At 50.2% G+C, this 17272-nt stretch carries 10 protein-coding genes; 7 read left to right on the top strand and 3 right to left on the bottom strand.

Annotated elements, in window-relative coordinates; genetic code table 11:
• Window positions 1-22: 22 nt before the first annotated feature.
• Window positions 23-328, bottom strand: a complete 306-nt coding sequence (locus tag ACQ4MZ_RS10480; protein WP_430844830.1) for an SCP2 sterol-binding domain-containing protein — start codon at window positions 326-328, stop codon at window positions 23-25.
• 212 nt (window positions 329-540) lie between these two features.
• Between ACQ4MZ_RS10480 and ACQ4MZ_RS10475 the strand changes: the two genes are divergently transcribed.
• The 7 genes from ACQ4MZ_RS10475 (at window position 541) to ACQ4MZ_RS10445 (ending at window position 12171) form a co-directional block, all read left to right on the top strand.
• On the top strand, window positions 541-966 hold the full coding sequence (locus tag ACQ4MZ_RS10475; RefSeq protein ID WP_430844829.1) for a hypothetical protein: 426 nt from the start codon (window positions 541-543) through the stop codon (window positions 964-966).
• Between the two features lie 138 nt (window positions 967-1104).
• Window positions 1105-3222 (top strand): peptidylprolyl isomerase, encoded by a 2118-nt coding sequence (locus tag ACQ4MZ_RS10470; RefSeq protein ID WP_430844827.1) that lies wholly within the window; start codon window positions 1105-1107, stop codon window positions 3220-3222.
• 239 nt (window positions 3223-3461) lie between these two features.
• Window positions 3462-4790, top strand: coding sequence for a xylose isomerase (gene xylA, locus ACQ4MZ_RS10465; protein WP_430844826.1), 1329 nt, complete (start codon window positions 3462-3464; stop codon window positions 4788-4790).
• Window positions 4791-4911: 121 nt separating this feature from the next.
• A complete protein-coding gene (locus ACQ4MZ_RS10460; RefSeq protein ID WP_430844825.1) occupies window positions 4912-6576 on the top strand; it encodes a tetratricopeptide repeat protein in 1665 nt (554 codons plus the stop codon).
• A gap of 300 nt (window positions 6577-6876) precedes the next feature.
• A complete protein-coding gene (locus tag ACQ4MZ_RS10455) occupies window positions 6877-9633 on the top strand; it encodes a TonB-dependent receptor domain-containing protein (RefSeq protein WP_430844824.1) in 2757 nt (918 codons plus the stop codon).
• Window positions 9634-9672: 39 nt separating this feature from the next.
• Window positions 9673-10935: a right-handed parallel beta-helix repeat-containing protein gene (locus ACQ4MZ_RS10450; RefSeq protein ID WP_430844822.1), complete on the top strand. Its 1263-nt coding sequence runs from the start codon at window positions 9673-9675 to the stop codon at window positions 10933-10935.
• 141 nt (window positions 10936-11076) lie between these two features.
• Window positions 11077-12171 (top strand): phytase, encoded by a 1095-nt coding sequence (locus tag ACQ4MZ_RS10445; RefSeq protein WP_430844821.1) that lies wholly within the window; start codon window positions 11077-11079, stop codon window positions 12169-12171.
• Window positions 12172-12271: 100 nt separating this feature from the next.
• Here the strand turns inward: ACQ4MZ_RS10445 and ACQ4MZ_RS10440 are convergent, their stop codons facing one another.
• Complete coding sequence (locus tag ACQ4MZ_RS10440) at window positions 12272-13771, bottom strand: RagB/SusD family nutrient uptake outer membrane protein (protein WP_430844819.1); 1500 nt, start codon at window positions 13769-13771, stop codon at window positions 12272-12274.
• A 27-nt stretch (window positions 13772-13798) separates the two neighbouring features.
• Window positions 13799-17266, bottom strand: coding sequence for a SusC/RagA family TonB-linked outer membrane protein (locus ACQ4MZ_RS10435; RefSeq protein WP_430844817.1), 3468 nt, complete (start codon window positions 17264-17266; stop codon window positions 13799-13801).
• Window positions 17267-17272: the final 6 nt, after the last annotated feature.

The raw sequence follows: 17272 nt of genomic DNA, 5'->3' as shown, positions 1-17272 counted from the left end.
AAAAGGCACCCGGCCTGAAAGCCTACTTCCGGCGACCGAAGGTTTCTGCGATCTTCATCGCAACGCCCATGTCGCCGTCTATTTTCAATTTCCCGGTCATAAGCGCCATCATCGCGTTCAGGTCGCCGTCAATCAGTTTCAATGCATTTTTCACCGAAACTTCGAACGTACAATCTGCCTCGGCATCTTTGTTGGAGACGCTGTTGGGTACGGATTTACCATCGACAAACAGGACTCCTTCGTCGGTCACAAATTTGGCTGTGGCATCCAGTCCGCTATCGGTCCCCAGGATATTTGCAATGCGTTCAGTCAAAATTTGAAGGCTCATAGGTACTGTTTGTTAGAAAGTTTGAGTTTTTATTGGATTAAAAAATGACAAATGTAGGCCGACGGGAAGAATATTCAAATGCCTTTGGTGTTTTCACCGAAAACGGCAAATTTTACATCCTTCATCAGAAAACCTGCTGATCTGTTATTAACTGAATGAGTGCACCTGTGAATCGCCCCACGTTCCTTACGATTTTGTGTTTTCTTACTTTCATGAGTGCTGTTTCGGGCCTTTGGACCCAATCGGAAAGGCTCTGGAACCCGGGCATTACCGCCGACAAAACCCGAGAAACGTTTGAAGCTGTCCGTGAAAACCTCGAACGTCAGGGCAATACCGCCGAAACGAAGACGATGGACAAGATGTTTGAAGCTGTAATTGAGCAAACTACCGCCGAGAATATCAAAACCGGCGCCATCATCATGCTTATTTTTGAATCACTTTCGCTGTATGCAGCCTACCTGATGTGGAATTTGCAACGGAGAGGATACTACCTCTACCTGGGCGGCATGGCCGTTGCATTTGCAGCGCCTTTGCTGATGATCGGCGGCTGGATGGGCGTCATTACCGCCATGGCTGGCGTATTTTTCAGCATTTTCATGGCGATCCTCTACGCTTTCAATCTGAAACACATGTATTAAGGCCACAAAAACGTCCTCTTGCTATCTCCGGTGCGCCGCGTAACGTCCGGATGTTACCAATAATTGTAAATACGGATGTAAGCTCTTGCATTCCATCAAGAAAACTTTTTATTTTGCGCACTAATTTGAATCGAGAAAATGGCTTTAATTAACAAAATCAGAGAAAAATCCGGGATAGCCGTCACGGTTATCGCTATCAGTTTAATTCTTTTTATGGTTGGAGGCGATTTGCTGGGCCCTAATTCCCTCTTGGGCGGCAACAACAACCAGATCGTGGGAGAGATTGCCGGGAAAGAAATTAATATCAAAGATTTTCAAAGCCGGGTGGACGGATTTCGTCAGAACTATGAGGCACAATCGGGCCGCAGCCTGAACGAAGGCGAGTTGGCTGGTCTGAGAGATCAGGCGTGGAACCAGTTCGTGGTGGACATCGCTTACAAAAAGCAATACGACAAACTGGGACTGACGGTAACCGACGAAGAACTGTACGACATGGTACAGGGTAACCACATCAGCCCATCGATTTTGCAAGCATTTTCAGATCCTACCACCGGCCGTTTCGACAAAAACGCGGTGATCAACTACCTGAAGAACCTCAAAACCCTTCCTTTGGAACAACAAAAGTCCTGGGAGAATTTTGAAAAGAGCCTTCGCGAAGAACGTACCCGTACCAAATACGAGAATATGCTTCGCCTCTCGACCTACACTCCGAAAGCACAAGCTGAGAAAGAGTACGTAGCGCAAAATACCAAAGCCAATCTCCGCTACCTGTATGTACCCTATTTCTCGGTTGTAGATACTACAATTAAAGTAACTGACGCACAGCTGCAAGATTATCTGAACGCGCACAAAAAAGAATACAAAGGAACCGACACCCGTTCGATCGAGTATGTAACGTTCCCGGTTCAGCCTGCGAAAGACGATAGTGCTGCATTGTATACCGAAATCAAAGAACTCGCACGCGGCCTCGCAACCGCACAGAGCGACTCTGCATTTGCTGCAATGAACAGCGACATTCCGGTGCCGATCAACCAGTCGTACGCTACGATGAGCGACCAGTTGAAAGAGGCCGTGAAAACATTCGTTCCCGGTGGTGTTTACGGACCTTACCGCGAAGGCAATACCTATTATATCTACAAATACGGCGGAACCCGCTCCGATACCGTTTCATCTGCAAAAGCAAGCCACATCCTGATCCGGGCTGAAAACCAGTCGGACTCTGCCAAAGCGGCTGCCCGCGTTAAAGCGGAAGGCATTCTGGCGCAGATCAAAGCGGGTGCTAACTTCGAGGCACTGGCTGCTACCTCCAGCGCAGACCCCGGCTCGGCACAACGCGGCGGCGACCTGGGTTATTTCCAGAACAACGGTGCGATGGTAAAGCCGTTTGAAGAAGCTGTTTTTTCCGCAACCGCTCCCGGCCTGATCCCACGTTTGGTAGAAAGTCAGTTCGGTTTCCACATTATTAAAGTAACTGCTCCGAAATCAAATACCCTGTACCGCATCGCTACCATCGGTAAGACCATTGCACCAAGCCAGGCTACCCGTGACGAAGCTTACAGAAAAGCCGACGAATTCGCCAACTCGGTAAAAAGCCGCGAGCAATTCGAAGAAGCCGTTAAGAAAAACAAAGCATTGGTACTCGCGAATGCAAACCGCATTCCTGAATCGGCAACCAATATCAATGCCATCCAGAATGCACGCGAAATCGTAAGATGGGCATTCAAAGAAGATACCAAGCCTTCGTCAGTATCACCCGTTTTCGAAACGGAAGAACAATATGTTGTAGCTGTTCTGACAGGCAAATCGGATGCGAAAGATGTGAAAGTGGATGATTTCCGCGACGAACTGACTACCAAAGTGCGCAACCAGATCAAAGCAGAACAAATCACTGCGAAGCTGAAAGGCGCAACCGGATCGCTTGAAGATATCGCAAAAAAATATGGTGCAGGTGCATTGGTTGAATCAGCGAACGATATCTCTCTGGCAACCGGCTTCCTGACCAGCGCAGGTTTCGACCCTATCGCACTTGGAAAAGCATTCGGTTTGAAAGCCGGACAGAAATCAGGTGTTTTCACCGGCGAAAACGGAGTGTTCATCATGGAGCTGTTAAGCAAGACAGATGCGCCTAAGATCGCTGACTTTACCCAGTACAAAACGCAGCTGACCCAATCATTGGAAAGCCGCATGTCGTACCTGGTGAACGAAGCCATCCGCGAAAACGCGAAAATCGAAGACCACCGCGCGAAGTTCTTCTGATCACAGAACCGCTTAAAAACTCACCGGGAGAGGAGCAGAAATTAAATCTGCTCCTCTTTTTTATGGGTGCTGCAAATTTTTCAGAAAAAAGTGATAGTATTGCAGTATGAAATGTCAATTTTACACTTATTAATTAAAATAGGGTAAAAAGGAGGATGGAAGGAAGGGAGGAAGCTGTTCTCCCGCAACTACATCAGCCGGTTTGTTTAAGCATTAGAAAAACGATTAACTACATTACAATGAGCATTCTACTCGGAGAACAGGAGTATTTTAAGGGTATCGGAAAGATCTCTTTCGAAGGCCCGGAAACCGACAACCCACTGGCTTACCGCTGGTACGATGAAAACCGCGTGATCGCCGGCAAGACGATGAAAGACCATTTGCGCTTCGCAGTGGCTTACTGGCATACGTTCTGCGGCGCTGGTCTGGATCCATTCGGCGGACCTACACTCTTTTACCCATGGGACAAAAAACCAGATGCCGTAGACCGCGCCAAAGACAAAGCGGATGCAGCATTCGAATTCATCACCAAGCTGGGCCTTCCTTACTACTGCTTCCACGATGTAGACGTAGTGGATTACGCCGACGACGTGCGTACCAACGAAAAGCGCCTGCAGGCCCTGACTGCTTATTTGGGTGAGAAACAAAAAGCATCGGGTGTGAAACTCCTTTGGGGAACTGCCAATCTTTTCGGTCACCACCGCTATATGAACGGTGCTTCCACGAACCCTGACTTCGACGTAGTTGCTCACGCAGGTGCGCAGGTGAAGATGGCTCTGGATGCTACTATTGCATTAGGGGGCGAAAACTACGTATTCTGGGGAGGTCGTGAAGGTTATATGAGCCTTTTGAATACCGACATGAAACGCGAGCAGGAGCATTTCGCACAAATGCTGAAAATATCGGTAGCCTATGCCCGTGCGAATGGTTTCAAAGGTAAGTTCTTCATCGAGCCGAAGCCTTGTGAGCCTACCAAGCACCAGTACGACTACGATGCGGCAACTGTGATCGGCTTCCTTCGCCAGCACGACCTGTTGGCCGATTTCAGCCTGAACCTCGAAGTGAACCACGCGACACTGGCAGGCCACACTTTCGAGCACGAATTGCAGGTAGCTGCCGATGCAGGCATCCTGGGATCGATCGACGCTAACCGCGGTGATTACCAGAATGGCTGGGATACCGACCAGTTCCCGAATGACATCGCTGAGTGGACCCGCGCATTGCTCGTGATCCTGAACGCAGGCGGTCTGCAAGGCGGTGGTATCAACTTCGACGCAAAACGTCGCCGCAACTCAACCGATGTGGATGATGTATTCCACGCGCACATCGGCGGAATCGACACCGTAGCACGTGCATTAGTAATTGCTGACAAGATTATCCAGAATGGAGATTACGACAAGATCCGCAAGAACCGTTACGCAAGCTTCGACAGCGGTAAAGGCGCCGATTTCGAAAAAGGTGCTTTGAAACTGGAAGATCTGTTTGAACTGGCTGCTACCAAAGGCGAACCGGCGACAACTTCGGGCAAGCAGGAATACCTCGAAAACCTGATCAACCGGTTCATTTGAGACTAACGCAATGTTACCTCAATATTAATTTTCAAAAGCCATTGATGTATTTCAATGGCTTTTGGCATTCATGCAGGCACGTCGCCGTAACTTGCGTGAAATTAACCCAGCGCTTTCTGTCATGCATACCGGCCGCGCCAAGAAGCATTCTCCCTCTCCTATCCTGCCCCGCATTACCCTGGTTGCGGCATGGATCATCTCGATATCCTGCTTATTTATCCAAACAACATTGGCCCAGGAGCCTGAACATACCATTCGCGCAAGTCCGCAAAACTCCGATTCTCTGCTGATCGGCTTAAAAGCGAATTATCATTCGGCCATCAGGAAGAACAATGACGTGGAAGCTGCGGGCTATTTGCAGCAGATTGGGCGGCTGCTTTTCATTTCGGGGCATTACCCGCAGTCGCTCGACTATTTGCTGCAAGCCGAGAAGCTATTTCGTAATAAGGATCAGCAAAAAATGCTGGCCGCGAACCTGAATATGCTAGGCGAGCTCTATTACCGCACCCGCAGGCCGCAACTGGCCCGGAAACAGTTCGACGAAGCATTGACCATCTACCAAAATCTCGGCCTGGAATCGGGTAAGGCAGAGATTTACGGGCGCATCGGTCACCTTTATGAAAAGCGCGAAATGTACGACAGCGCCTTCCATTTCCAGCGTAAAGCCCTGCAATCCTACCAGCTCGACCGTCACACCGACGGCGCCGCAAAGATTTACGAAAACATCGGCAGCATTTACGAAGACCTCGAAAAGTACGATTCGGCCTATTTCTATTTCAACAAAGCTTATACGCTCAACGCGCAGACTCATAATGCGAGGGCGCAGGTAGAAGTCGTGAATAACCTGGGCGACGTGCTGCGGAAAACCGGCCGGTTCCGCGAAGGTTTGGTTTATAGTATTCAAAGTCTGAAACTCGCCCAAACCAGCGGTGAGCGCTACCAGATTTCGAGCGCTTACAATGATATTTCCAAAGCCTATAACCTCCTCGCCCGCAACGACAGTGCATTCCACTACCTCACGCTGAGCCGCAGTCTGCTCAATGACATTTACTCCGAGGAAAGCAACAAACAGCTCGCATTACTGCAAACGCTGTATGAAATAGAGAAGAAGGACAACGAAATTGAACAGCTGACGCAGGCGCGGCGCATCGATACGCTTATCTCCATTGCAACAGGCATTGTGGTGGTATTGATTATCGTCGTGGCGGCATTGATCATCAGCCGGCAGCGCCTCAAAATCCGGAATGAGCAAAAGCTCCGCGCGCAGCACAAGCAGGTATACGAAGCGCAAAAGCAACTGATGGAGGTTGAATTAAAAAACAAAAAACTCGAAGAAGAGCACCTCAAACAACAGCTCGAAACCAAAACACAGGAACTAAGCAGCTACACCTTGCACGTAATCCGCAAAAATCAACTGCTGGAAGACCTGCGTGCGAAGCTCGATGAAATGATTAAAGACGATAAGCGCGACCAGCGGAAGCAGATTAAAGCACTGTCCGAACAAATCGGTGAAGGCTTGCAGGACAACCAGCATTGGGAAGAGTTTAGGGGGATATTTGAGCAGGTACACCAATCGTTTTTCGACCGCCTCCAACAGCAAACCGGCCCGCTCACTGCGAACGACCTCCGGCTGATCGCATTGATCAAAATGAACCTTACTTCTACCGACATTGCCACGCTACTCGGCATCTCGCAGGATAGTCTGCGTGTGATCCGCCATCGCCTCCGTAAGAAACTCAACCTCGCGGCAGGCGACAATCTTTCGGCCTATATCCAGTCCATTTAGCCACTTCACAATTTCTTAACAGTGCGGTAATGCAATCATAATGCCATGATCCAGGGATTTAAATCCCTGGATAACAAAATGTTGCATGGAAAATTTAACGCTTGTTGCCTTGATGTAACGCTTCACAATGGCCTGTTGCTCTTTTGTTAACGGGGCTGATTTGGATCACTGAGTTTGTTCTGCACACTTTCGCATTGTCAAAAAAACACGACCGCGGTCCGGCGACCCGGCGGTCCGGCGATCCGGCTAAATTTCAAAGCCGACTGCCGATTGCCGATTGCCAACAACAACTTTGATACGATGATCCGAAGTTACCTGTATATCCTCCTTTCGCTATTCACAATCACAAGCCTACAAGCCGGGACGCTGAAAGGCAAGCTCCTTGAAGCGGCCACCGGCGAACCTGCATTGGGCGTCGTGATCTCCATCGAGGGCACCAACCTGCACGATATTTCAGGACTCGACGGTTCATTCTCGATTCCTAACCTGCAAAAGGGCTCCTACCGCCTCAATATCCGCCACATTTCCTATGCACCCATACAAAGGGAATTTGCGGTCAACGGGAATGAGGTTATTCAAATGAATCTTTCGCTCGAAGCCGCTGCGGGTCTCAAACTTGAAGAAGTGGCCGTCACCGGCAAGCGCGACGGCGCGAGCGACAATACTGCCCGCTTTATGGAGCGCAATGCGAGCCAGGTTATGAATATCGTTTCCGGCAAAACCATCCAGATTTCCCCCGACCTCACCGTTGCGAACGTAATCCAGCGCATTTCGGGGATTTCCATCGAGCGCAACAGTAACGGCGACGGTCAACATGCGATCCTTAGAGGAATGGACAAACGCTACAATTACACACTCGTAAATGGCGTAAAAATCCCGAGCCCGGATAACAAATACCGTTACGTTCCGCTGGATATTTTCCCTTCCGACCTCCTCGACCGCCTGGAAGTGTACAAGGCCCTCACACCTGCCATGGAAGGCGACGCAATCGGTGGTGCGGTGAATATGGTCATGAAAGATGCTCCCGATAAGTTTACATTCTCCGCCAATGTTTCCACCGGCTATAATGAGCTATTTATGGACCGCAAATTCATGGGTTATGATTTCAGAAGCATTCAATCCAAATCACCCTATGAGCGGAACGGCAACCTGTACAATGCCACTCCGGCCGATTTTTCGACTGCCGCCGTCAATTACAAACTCAAAACACCTGCACCTAACCTGCTAGGCAGCATTGCGGTAGGCAACCGCTTCGCACACGACAAGCTCGGTATTTTGCTCGCCGGTAGTTACCAGAATACCCACCGGGGCAGCAACAGCCTCTTCTTCGATTCGGAAGCGGTGGATACCCTGCGCGGTGAAGCGCTCACAAAAATGAGCGAACGCCGGTATTCGGAGCAACAGATCCGCTACGGGCTGCATTCGAAAATAGATTATCGTATCAATGAGAAGCATAAAATCCAATTCTATAATGCATTCGTGAACCTGACCAACGTGCAGGTCAGGGATGTGAAAGCCACCCAGTTAACCATCGGGGGCTACGATCCCGCAGCAGGTAATGCGACCCTGAGCTACTCCACCCGCTCGCGACTGACCAGACAACAGATATTCAACAGCACATTGCAAGGTAAGCATCAGTTGGCAGAAGCACTCGCATTACAATGGTCGGCGGTGTATTCCAAAGCCACCAACGAGGTTCCCGACAATGTAACTGTCCCGCTGATCGGGGCGATGCAGAACTTCCAGGAAAGAAAAACAACCGTCGGTGATGCGTCGCGGCGCTGGGAGCACAATTCCGATCAGGACCTGTCGGCCTACCTCAATTTAACCTACCATACAACCATCGGCTCCACACAGATAGAATGGATCGCAGGCGGCTTGTTCCGCGACAAAACACGCTCCAATTTTTACAACAACTACCAGCTCCGCCCGGCCGACCCATTTGCAAAATACGGAAAGGATTTCACCGACTACACGCAGATCCGCTGGACGATCCAGAACCCACGTGGCTCGGTAGCGAGCGCATTGAATTACGATGCCACCGAGCAGATCAAAGCAGGTTTTGTGCAGTTCAAAGCCGAAACCAAGAACCTGCAAATACTTGGCGGCGTGCGTGTGGAAAATACCGACCAGGGCTATTCAATGCTCTTTCCGATTGGAGAAGACCGTCCTGACGGCAAGCAGCAATACACCGACGTGTTACCCAGCCTGCATATCAAATACAAACCGGAAGACCATGTCAACCTCCGTGCCTCGTACTTCCGTTCCATTAACCGTCCGGGCTTCTTCGAGATCGTGCCCTACCGCATTGTCAACGAGGAATACCAGGAACGCGGTAACCCCGACCTGAAACGTGCCATTGCCGATAACATCGACTTGCGCTACGAGCTCTTCCCGCGTGCTTCGGAGCAGTTTATGGTGGGTGCTTTTTATAAAATTATTAAAGACCCAATCGAATACACCCTCCAACGCGACGCTATCCGCGGACAGGACATTTACTATTCCCCCGGCAATTTCGGAAATGCGAAAAACTACGGCCTCGAAATCGACTATATCAAATACGTGAAGCAGTTCGGGATCAAAGCCAACTACACCTATACGCATTCCCGCATTACCACACCCAAGTCCAGGCGCATACGTAACGAGAGCGGCGATCTTGAAACCATCAATGGGCAGCAAACCCGGCCGCTCTACGGACAGTCGGCGCATGTGGCCAACCTTTCGATACTCTACAAAAACCAGGAGAACGGCATCGATGCACAACTGGCGGGTGGCTACACGGGCGACCGCATCAACACCGTTTCGCAGTTCCTCGACAACGACCTCTGGCAAAAAGGCTTCATTCAAATGGATGCCTCTGTGGAAAAAACCTTCCGCAATGGCCTCGGTGTGTTCCTGAAAGCCAACAACCTGCTCGACACACCTATGGAAGTTTATATGAAGAATACCAATACCGCCAATGTCAAAATCCCGAACCAGGATTTGAAAGGCAAAACGCTCATTCGCCGCGACCGCTACCAGCGTTCCTACCTGCTGGGTGTACGATACAAGTTTTAATCCGTCATCAAAATTTTTAATCTCATGAACCAATCCAAAATGAAACAGCTATTCATGCTTTCAGCCCTCGCCGCATTCCTGATCACCGGTTGCAGCGACGACAAAGACGAGCCTACACCGGTTAATCCTCAACCTACCGAACAATCCGTAACCGGCGAAGTTTCCGGTACCTGGACCAAAGGCAATACTTACAAAGTGACCGGCCACATTCAAATCCCGGAAGGCAAGTCACTGACTATCGAGGAAGGCGTAACCGTACTTTTCAGCGACTCGGTGATCAAGCCGGAAGTAGTTGTAAAAGGAAATCTTTACAGCCTGGGAACAGCAGCTGCGCCAGTCAAATTCACCGTGCCTGATGCCTGGAAAACCGCCGGTAACCAATTCGGTAACCTGTGGGGTGGATTGATCGCCGGCCCCAACTCGGCTGAATTCGTATTGAGCAACACCATTCTTGAATATGGCGGCGCTGTTACGACGGAAGAATCGCCGTCGGTAAAGGCAGGTTTGTATAAAGCCGAAGCCGGCGAACACGTGCCGGTTATTTACTATCCCAATGTGAATGGTAAACTCGTGGTAGTGAGCAGCATTATCCGCAATTTCAATGAAGATGGCTTCTACATCGAAGGCGGAAAGGTGATCATTGCCAACAATACCTTCAATACGACCGGTGTATCGGGCGGCGATGCGATCAATATCAAGTCGGGCGTGCAGGCCGATGTCGCTTTCAATGTAGTTTACAGCCCTAACACCAATGCACTGAAACTTTCAAACTCCGGCGACCGCTCTCCCCAGGCTTATATTGTCGGGTATAACAACACGATCATCAATGCAGGTTGGAGAAGGCCCACCACCAAGGGCGGCTCTATCTGGCTCGAAAAAGGCGTTCGTGCAGACCTTTACAATAACCTACTTGCCAACGACCGCTTCGGTATCAAGAAGGAAAATGTAGCTAAATCGGTAGACGACCGTTCGGTGATCAGCAACACATTATATTATGGTGCTACCGAAGAGGGTGTGAAGCAATTCCAACCGTCGGTTGAGATCCTGAAAGGCGCTAACGACCTGATTTCGGCCAAAGTGGGCGACAACGATCCCAAATTTGTGAACTACCCGTTGACCACCGACAGCAGAAACGCCACTTTCAACACAGCCTGGGATTTTCACCTGCAAGCCGGTTCACCAGCACTGGGCAAAGGTAAAACGAGCTTTACACGCCTGTATGCCGAGGGTCTCGTGATCAACGGCGTGACTTATAAATCGCCCGCACCGGCCGACTATATCGGTGCGTTTGGTACCAAGTAATCTCTTCTACATAAGTGTATCAAACATAACGGCAATGTCATGTTGAGCGGAGTCGAATCATCTTGCGTGATGCCTTCGACTCCGCTCAGGCTAACATATCATGCCTCTATACACGGAGTAACATCCTTTATTCCAACACCAGTGAAAGCATTCATAATCCCGGCCATTTCCGGCCTGGCCGCATTGGCTATTGCCTGCCAGTCCACCCAAAACGCCCCCATCCATTCCGCCAAAGCCGATCCGGCTAGCGCGGTCATCCAGCCGGTTTTCATTACCGACACCGTCGCCCATGATACCGACGATCCCGCGATATGGATTAATCCCGCCGATCCTTCCAGGAGCCTCATTATCGGCACCGACAAAGACCAGGACGGCGGATTGTACGTATTCGACCTGCAAGGCAAATTGCAGCGCGACAAAACCGTAACCGGCCTGAAACGCCCGGATAATGTAGATATCGAATACGGTCTCATGCTGGCTGGCAAGCCGGCGGATATCGCCGTTACCACCGAGCGTTTTACACACAAGCTCCGCATTTACAGTGTGCCCGACATGAAGTCGATCGACAATGAAGGAATAGAGGTTTTTGTAGGGGAAACCGGCGAGAATGCCCGCGATTTGATGGGCATAGCACTTTATAAGAACAAAACTGGGAAGATATATGCCATCGTCGGCCGCAAATCGGGGCCTACTGATGGGACCTACCTGTGGCAGTACCTGCTGGAAGACAACGGCAAAGGCGGTATAAAGGCATCGCTCGTCCGCAAGTTCGGCCAGTACAGTGGCTTGAAGGAGATCGAAGCGATTGCTGTCGACGACCAACTGGGTTATGTGTATTATTCCGATGAAGGCAAAGGCGTCCGCAAATACTACGCCGATCCTGAAAGAGGTAATGAAGAGCTGGCGCTTTTCGCTACCAATGGCTTTACCGAAGATCATGAGGGCATTTCCATTTACCAACTCACCGACAGCACCGGCTATATCCTCGTGTCGGATCAGGGCGCCAACAGCTTCCAGATCTTTCCGAGAGAAGGTACGTCCGGTAAACCGCATGATCACCCGCTTTTAAGGAAGGTCACCGTTCAAGCCAGCCATAGCGACGGCTCCGATATCGTTTCGATCCCCCTCAATGCCCATTTTCGCAACGGCCTGTTCGTAGCGATGAGCGATGACAAGACTTTCCACCTTTACCGCTGGGAAGACATTGCCGGAAAGCATTTGAAATCAATTAAATAAGCAAAGTCTTACAGCATAAAAAAGCCACCGGAAACCTCCGGTGGCTTTCATATTACTATCTACTATTAAACTTACTGAGTTTAATGATTAACCTGTTCTGCTAATATCCTGCGTTCTGTTTCAGATTCGTATTGTTACGTATTTCCGGCGTAGGAATAGGGAATAGCAACTCGCGTTCGGTCAAAGTAGGACCGTAAGAGAATTTGTGACCTACGTAGTTATCAAACTTCTTCGTAGTCACATTATACGCCTTCCGCAAACGTACCATATCGAACCAGGTGATATTCTCGAAGCACAGCTCATGCCAGCGCTCTGCCCACACAGCCTCGCGGAATGTGTCTTTGGTGAGCCCCGCAAGTGCAGGCAGCTGCGCCCGTGTACGAATTGCATTCACTGCTTCATACGCTTTCGCCGACGGCCCTCCTACCTCGTTGGCTGCTTCCGCATACATCAGAAGCACGTCTGCATAGCGGATTACAGGCCAGTTCAAATCACTGTTGGCAGTGCTTGTTTGGGCTACGTTATCAAAGTGTTTGTAGATAAAATAGCCGCCGAGATCCACTTCCTTGTTGCGATCGCTTTCATTAGTGAATTTGGTAAAGAAAAATTGCTTCTCTTTCGCGCGAAGGTCGCCTGTCTCGAAAGACTTCACGAAGTCGCCGGTTGCGTAAATACCGCCGGTTTCATCGGAGTAAGCCGAGATATTTTTGTTGTAAGGAATAATGGAAACCTGCCAGTTCGACGGGATCAGCTGGGTTTTGTACTGGATCATGAAGATATTTTCTTCGATGTTCTTCTTGGCGGGATTATGCAGGTCGTCGTAAGAAGTGAAGAGTTTGAATGCTTTCGAGTCAATTACCTCTTCTGCTTTTTTAGCGGCCAGATCATAATAGGCGGCGCCTTTTTGCAAAGGGTAGCCCGCCATGGTAAGATACACTTTCGCCAGCAAGGATTTCACCGCGCCGAGCGTCACCTTACCGCTGTTTTCGGTCATGGTGAGGCCGGATGCCTCAGCTGCCTTCAAGTCTTCCACGATCTGGTTGTAAACCGCTTCAGGGGTCGCAGCCGAGGGGCGCAACTGATCGGATTGTAAGTTCACAGGCTGCGTCACGAGCGGGATGTTGCCGAACATCTGCACGAGCTGGAAATAATAGAACGCCCGGAGGAAATAAGCCTCGCCGAGCACCTTCTTCATTTCGGCAGCATCCATGGTAATGCCCGGTATTTTCGCCAGCGAGAGGTTAGCGCCTGCAATGCCCTTGTAATATTGCGTCCAGTAGGTTTGTCCGTAGCCATTATCAGAAGTATTCCGTAGATCTTTGATAAAATAGCTGTTCACTGCCTGGCCGAGATCGGTTCCGGCCAAACCAGTCGCGAATTCGGGCATCATCCACGCACCTCCCCCGAAGCCGCTGCTCATAGGTTCACGTAACGGCGCGTAAATCGCATTGACGGAGCTCCTCGCATGCGCGGGCTGCGTGAAGTAGTTTTCTTCTGTGAAGTTACTCGGATCCGACTCATCCAGGAAGTCAGAGCAACTTGTTGCCCCAAATAAGCTCAGCATTGCGAGCAAACCGATTTTCTTTGATATGATTGTCATTGTTACTTTCGGTAAGAGTCAATATTGTTATAAACCGATGTTCAGGCCGAGCATGAATACTCTTGGCTTCGGATAGTCATACAAACCAAATCCCTGGTCGAACGGCGATCCGGAGTTGGAAACCTCAGGGTCATAACCTTTGTATTTGGTCGCTACAAAGAAGTTCTGAACGGATGCATAAGCTCTCAGGCGTTCCAGTTTCATTTTCGAAGCAATGTGCGACGGGAACACATAGGCGAGCAACAGGTTGCGGCCGCGGATAAACGACGCGTCGGTTACCTTGTGGCTGTCGTTGTTGGTCGTATAGTAAGCATTGATAGGGCGGATCTGCGCAATCGGCGTATTCTGGTTGGTCTCTGTCCACGCATTCAACACGGTTTTGTAGCTGTTCGCAATTCCCTGGCGGTCCTCAGCAGAGTGGATACTTCTGTCGAGCACATCGTTGCCGTACATGTATTGCAAGTCCACCGTCAGCGACCACTGTTTGTAGGTGAATGTGTTCAGGAATGTACCGAAGCCATCAGGAATACCTTTACCGATGATCGTGCGGTCATTATCGTTAATTGTACCGTCATTATTCAAATCCGCGTATTTCACGTCGCCGGGCAACATATTGTATTTTTTAGCCTGTTCCGCTTCTGCTGTCGACCAGGTGCCCTGATGCACACGTCCGAACATAGAACCGACCGGCTCGCCCACACGGATCACCGTTGCACCCGAGAAAATGTCGCTACCGCCCGAGAGCGCCAATACCTTGTTTTTGTTCACAGAAATATTGAATGTAGTGCTCCAAGAGAAGTCCCCCGCCTTGATATTGGTAGAGTTGATTGCGAATTCGAACCCTTTGTTCTCCATACTACCAATGTTGTCGAAAATGCTGCTATAGCCACTGCTTAAAGGAAGTGGTGCGTCCAGCAGCATTTCATTTACTTTTCTACGATACAAATCCAATTCGAAGTTAACCCGGTTTTGGAAGAGTCCCAGTTCAACACCGAAATCCACTTGTTGCGTTTTTTCCCATTGCAGGGTAGAATTCGGCATTCGTCCTACGCCGATACCGATATTACGGGTGCCGCCGAAGATCACGTCAACGCTCGAGAGTCCTGCCAATGCACGGTAAGGCAGGATTTCTGAGTTCCCCGTGGCTCCATAACTGGCACGGATTTTCAGATTGGAGATCGAATTCGAGTTTTTCAGGAATTCTTCTTCATTTACACGCCATGCCACCGCCGCCGAAGGAAAGAATGCATAAAGGTTGGATTCCCCGAATTTGGAAGAGCCGTCGACACGCCCGGTGAACGTCACAAGGTACTTGTTCATCAGGCTGTAATTGATCCTTGCGAAGTAAGAGTTCAGCCCGTATGCCTGCGCATTAGAAAGTGGCGTAAGGGCCGTGGCACCTGCTCCAAGGTTGTTAAACTGAAAATAGGTATCGGTAAAGCCCTGGCTACGAGCCGTATTATCGAAACGATCCACGTGCTGCCACGACAATCCAAGCATAGCATTGATCGAATGTATCTTGCCAAAGTCTTTAAAGTAAGTCAGATAATTTTCGAACTGCCAGGAATTGAACCGGCTGCTGGCAACCGACGCATCCCCCGTATTTGAAATGTATTGCAGTCCAGTGGCAGCAAAGTAGTCATTACGCTGGTTGATCACGTTCGCACCAACGGTGGAACGCAGTTCCAGCCCATCAGCCAGACGAATATTGGCGTACAAATTACCCAGCATTGTCTGCGTTTTCAAATAGTAAAGGCGTTCAGCCACTACACGAAGCGGGCTGTCGCCGCCTTCCATACCGGGGTAATCGCGGTTACTTGCCCAGCGGCCGTCGGGATATTTCACCGGGATGATCGGCAATGCTTCCAGTACCTGGCGCATGGCCGTGATACCGCCGCCGCCGAGCTGGTCGATCTGCTTTTCGTTCTGGTCGGTGTAGCCCAGCGTACCACCTACTTTCAGCCAGCTTTTGATTTGTGAATCAAATACAAAACGGCCTGCGAAACGTTTCTGCCACGAATCCTTGACGATACCATCCTCGTTGCGGTAGTTAAGGAACGCGCCGAAGCTGCCTTTTTCGTTACCGCCCGTGAAACCCAGTTGATGGTTTTGAGTAAATGCTTTCTGGAAAGTCTCTTTCTGCCAATCGGTGTCGTATAATGGGTTGCCGTTCGAATCGAAAAGCAATGGATTAGTCCGTTTCAGCTTTGGATCGGTGTATTTGGTACCGGTAGCCCAGCCGACGGGGTCATACTTGGCTGCATTGGCGTAAATGGTTTCCTCCACTTGCAAAAACTCTTTTGAATTCAAAACAGGCAGTTTCCTGGGTGCGACACCAATGCTAAAATCGGTATCGTAAGTCACCTTTCCTCCGCCAGCTGAACCTCGCTTGGTCGTAACGAGGATCACCCCGTTGGCACCGCGTGCACCGTATATCGCAGTGGATGATGCGTCCTTCAAAACTTCTATGGACGCAATGTCGTTCGGGTTAAGGTAATCGATCGGTGTACTACCGTTGGCAAGTTCCACCGCATTCAGGATCACCCCATCGATCACGTAAAGAGGGTTGTTGGAAACACTGATAGAGCTGGCTCCGCGAATACGTATGTTGGCGCGACCACCCGGGCGTCCCGAGTTGGACGACACGTTTACCCCGGTAATGCGGCCGGAAAGTCCCTGGTTCAATGAAGAAGCCGGGCGTTCCTGCAAAACTTCGGCTTTGAGGGTACCGACCGCACCGGTAAGATCCGACTTTTTAACAGTACCATAACCTACTACCACTACTTCTTCCAATGCGTTCTCGTCCGGGGCCATTTTCACTGTAAACGTCGACTGGTTTCCCACCGTCACCTCCTGCGATTTGTAGCCCACAAAACTGAAAACAAGCACCGGCTGGCCGCCATCCGGGATGTCCAGGCTGAAATCACCGGCGGCACCTGTGGAGGTTCCGCGCTGAGTACCTTTCAGGACCACGCTCACACCCGGAAGCGAAGCCCCTTTTTCGTCCGAAACCGTTCCCTTCACGGTCCTGTCAACGGCGACCTGGGTTACCTGTGCCGGTGCGGTCAGGTTTTCCTGCGTCATCTGCCCCTCCGGCAGTGCCATCGCCTCTTCCTTGCTTTCCCTCACCGGCATCGCTTCCTTTGCTTTGCCTTCGGTTATAACAAATGTGTTCTTTCTTGTCTTTTTATATTTCAAGCCGTTCTGCCTCAGCAGCATATCCAGGTTTTTCTCTATGGACTGGTTGAAATCCAGGTTGCTGGAAGCTACGTTCACGGAGCCTACCAATCGGTCCTCGAAAATGATTTCTACCCCGTAATGTCTCTGAAGATCGAGCAAAACATTTTTAAGCTTCATCTCCTGACCGAGCGAAGTATGCTGCTTGGCCGGCATCGACGCAAAGGCAATGACCTGTGAATGCACGACCCGGGAGGATTGTGTCATCAACACAATCCCGATCGCCACCCATTGCTTGGCTGATAGCGTTAAATTCATAATCAA

The sequence above is a fragment of the Dyadobacter sp. BHUBP1 genome, from assembly GCF_050587785.1.
Classification (GTDB): domain Bacteria; phylum Bacteroidota; class Bacteroidia; order Cytophagales; family Spirosomataceae; genus Dyadobacter.
The sequence above is the reverse complement of the archived record's forward strand: the minus strand, read 5'-3'. Positions and strand labels throughout refer to the sequence as shown.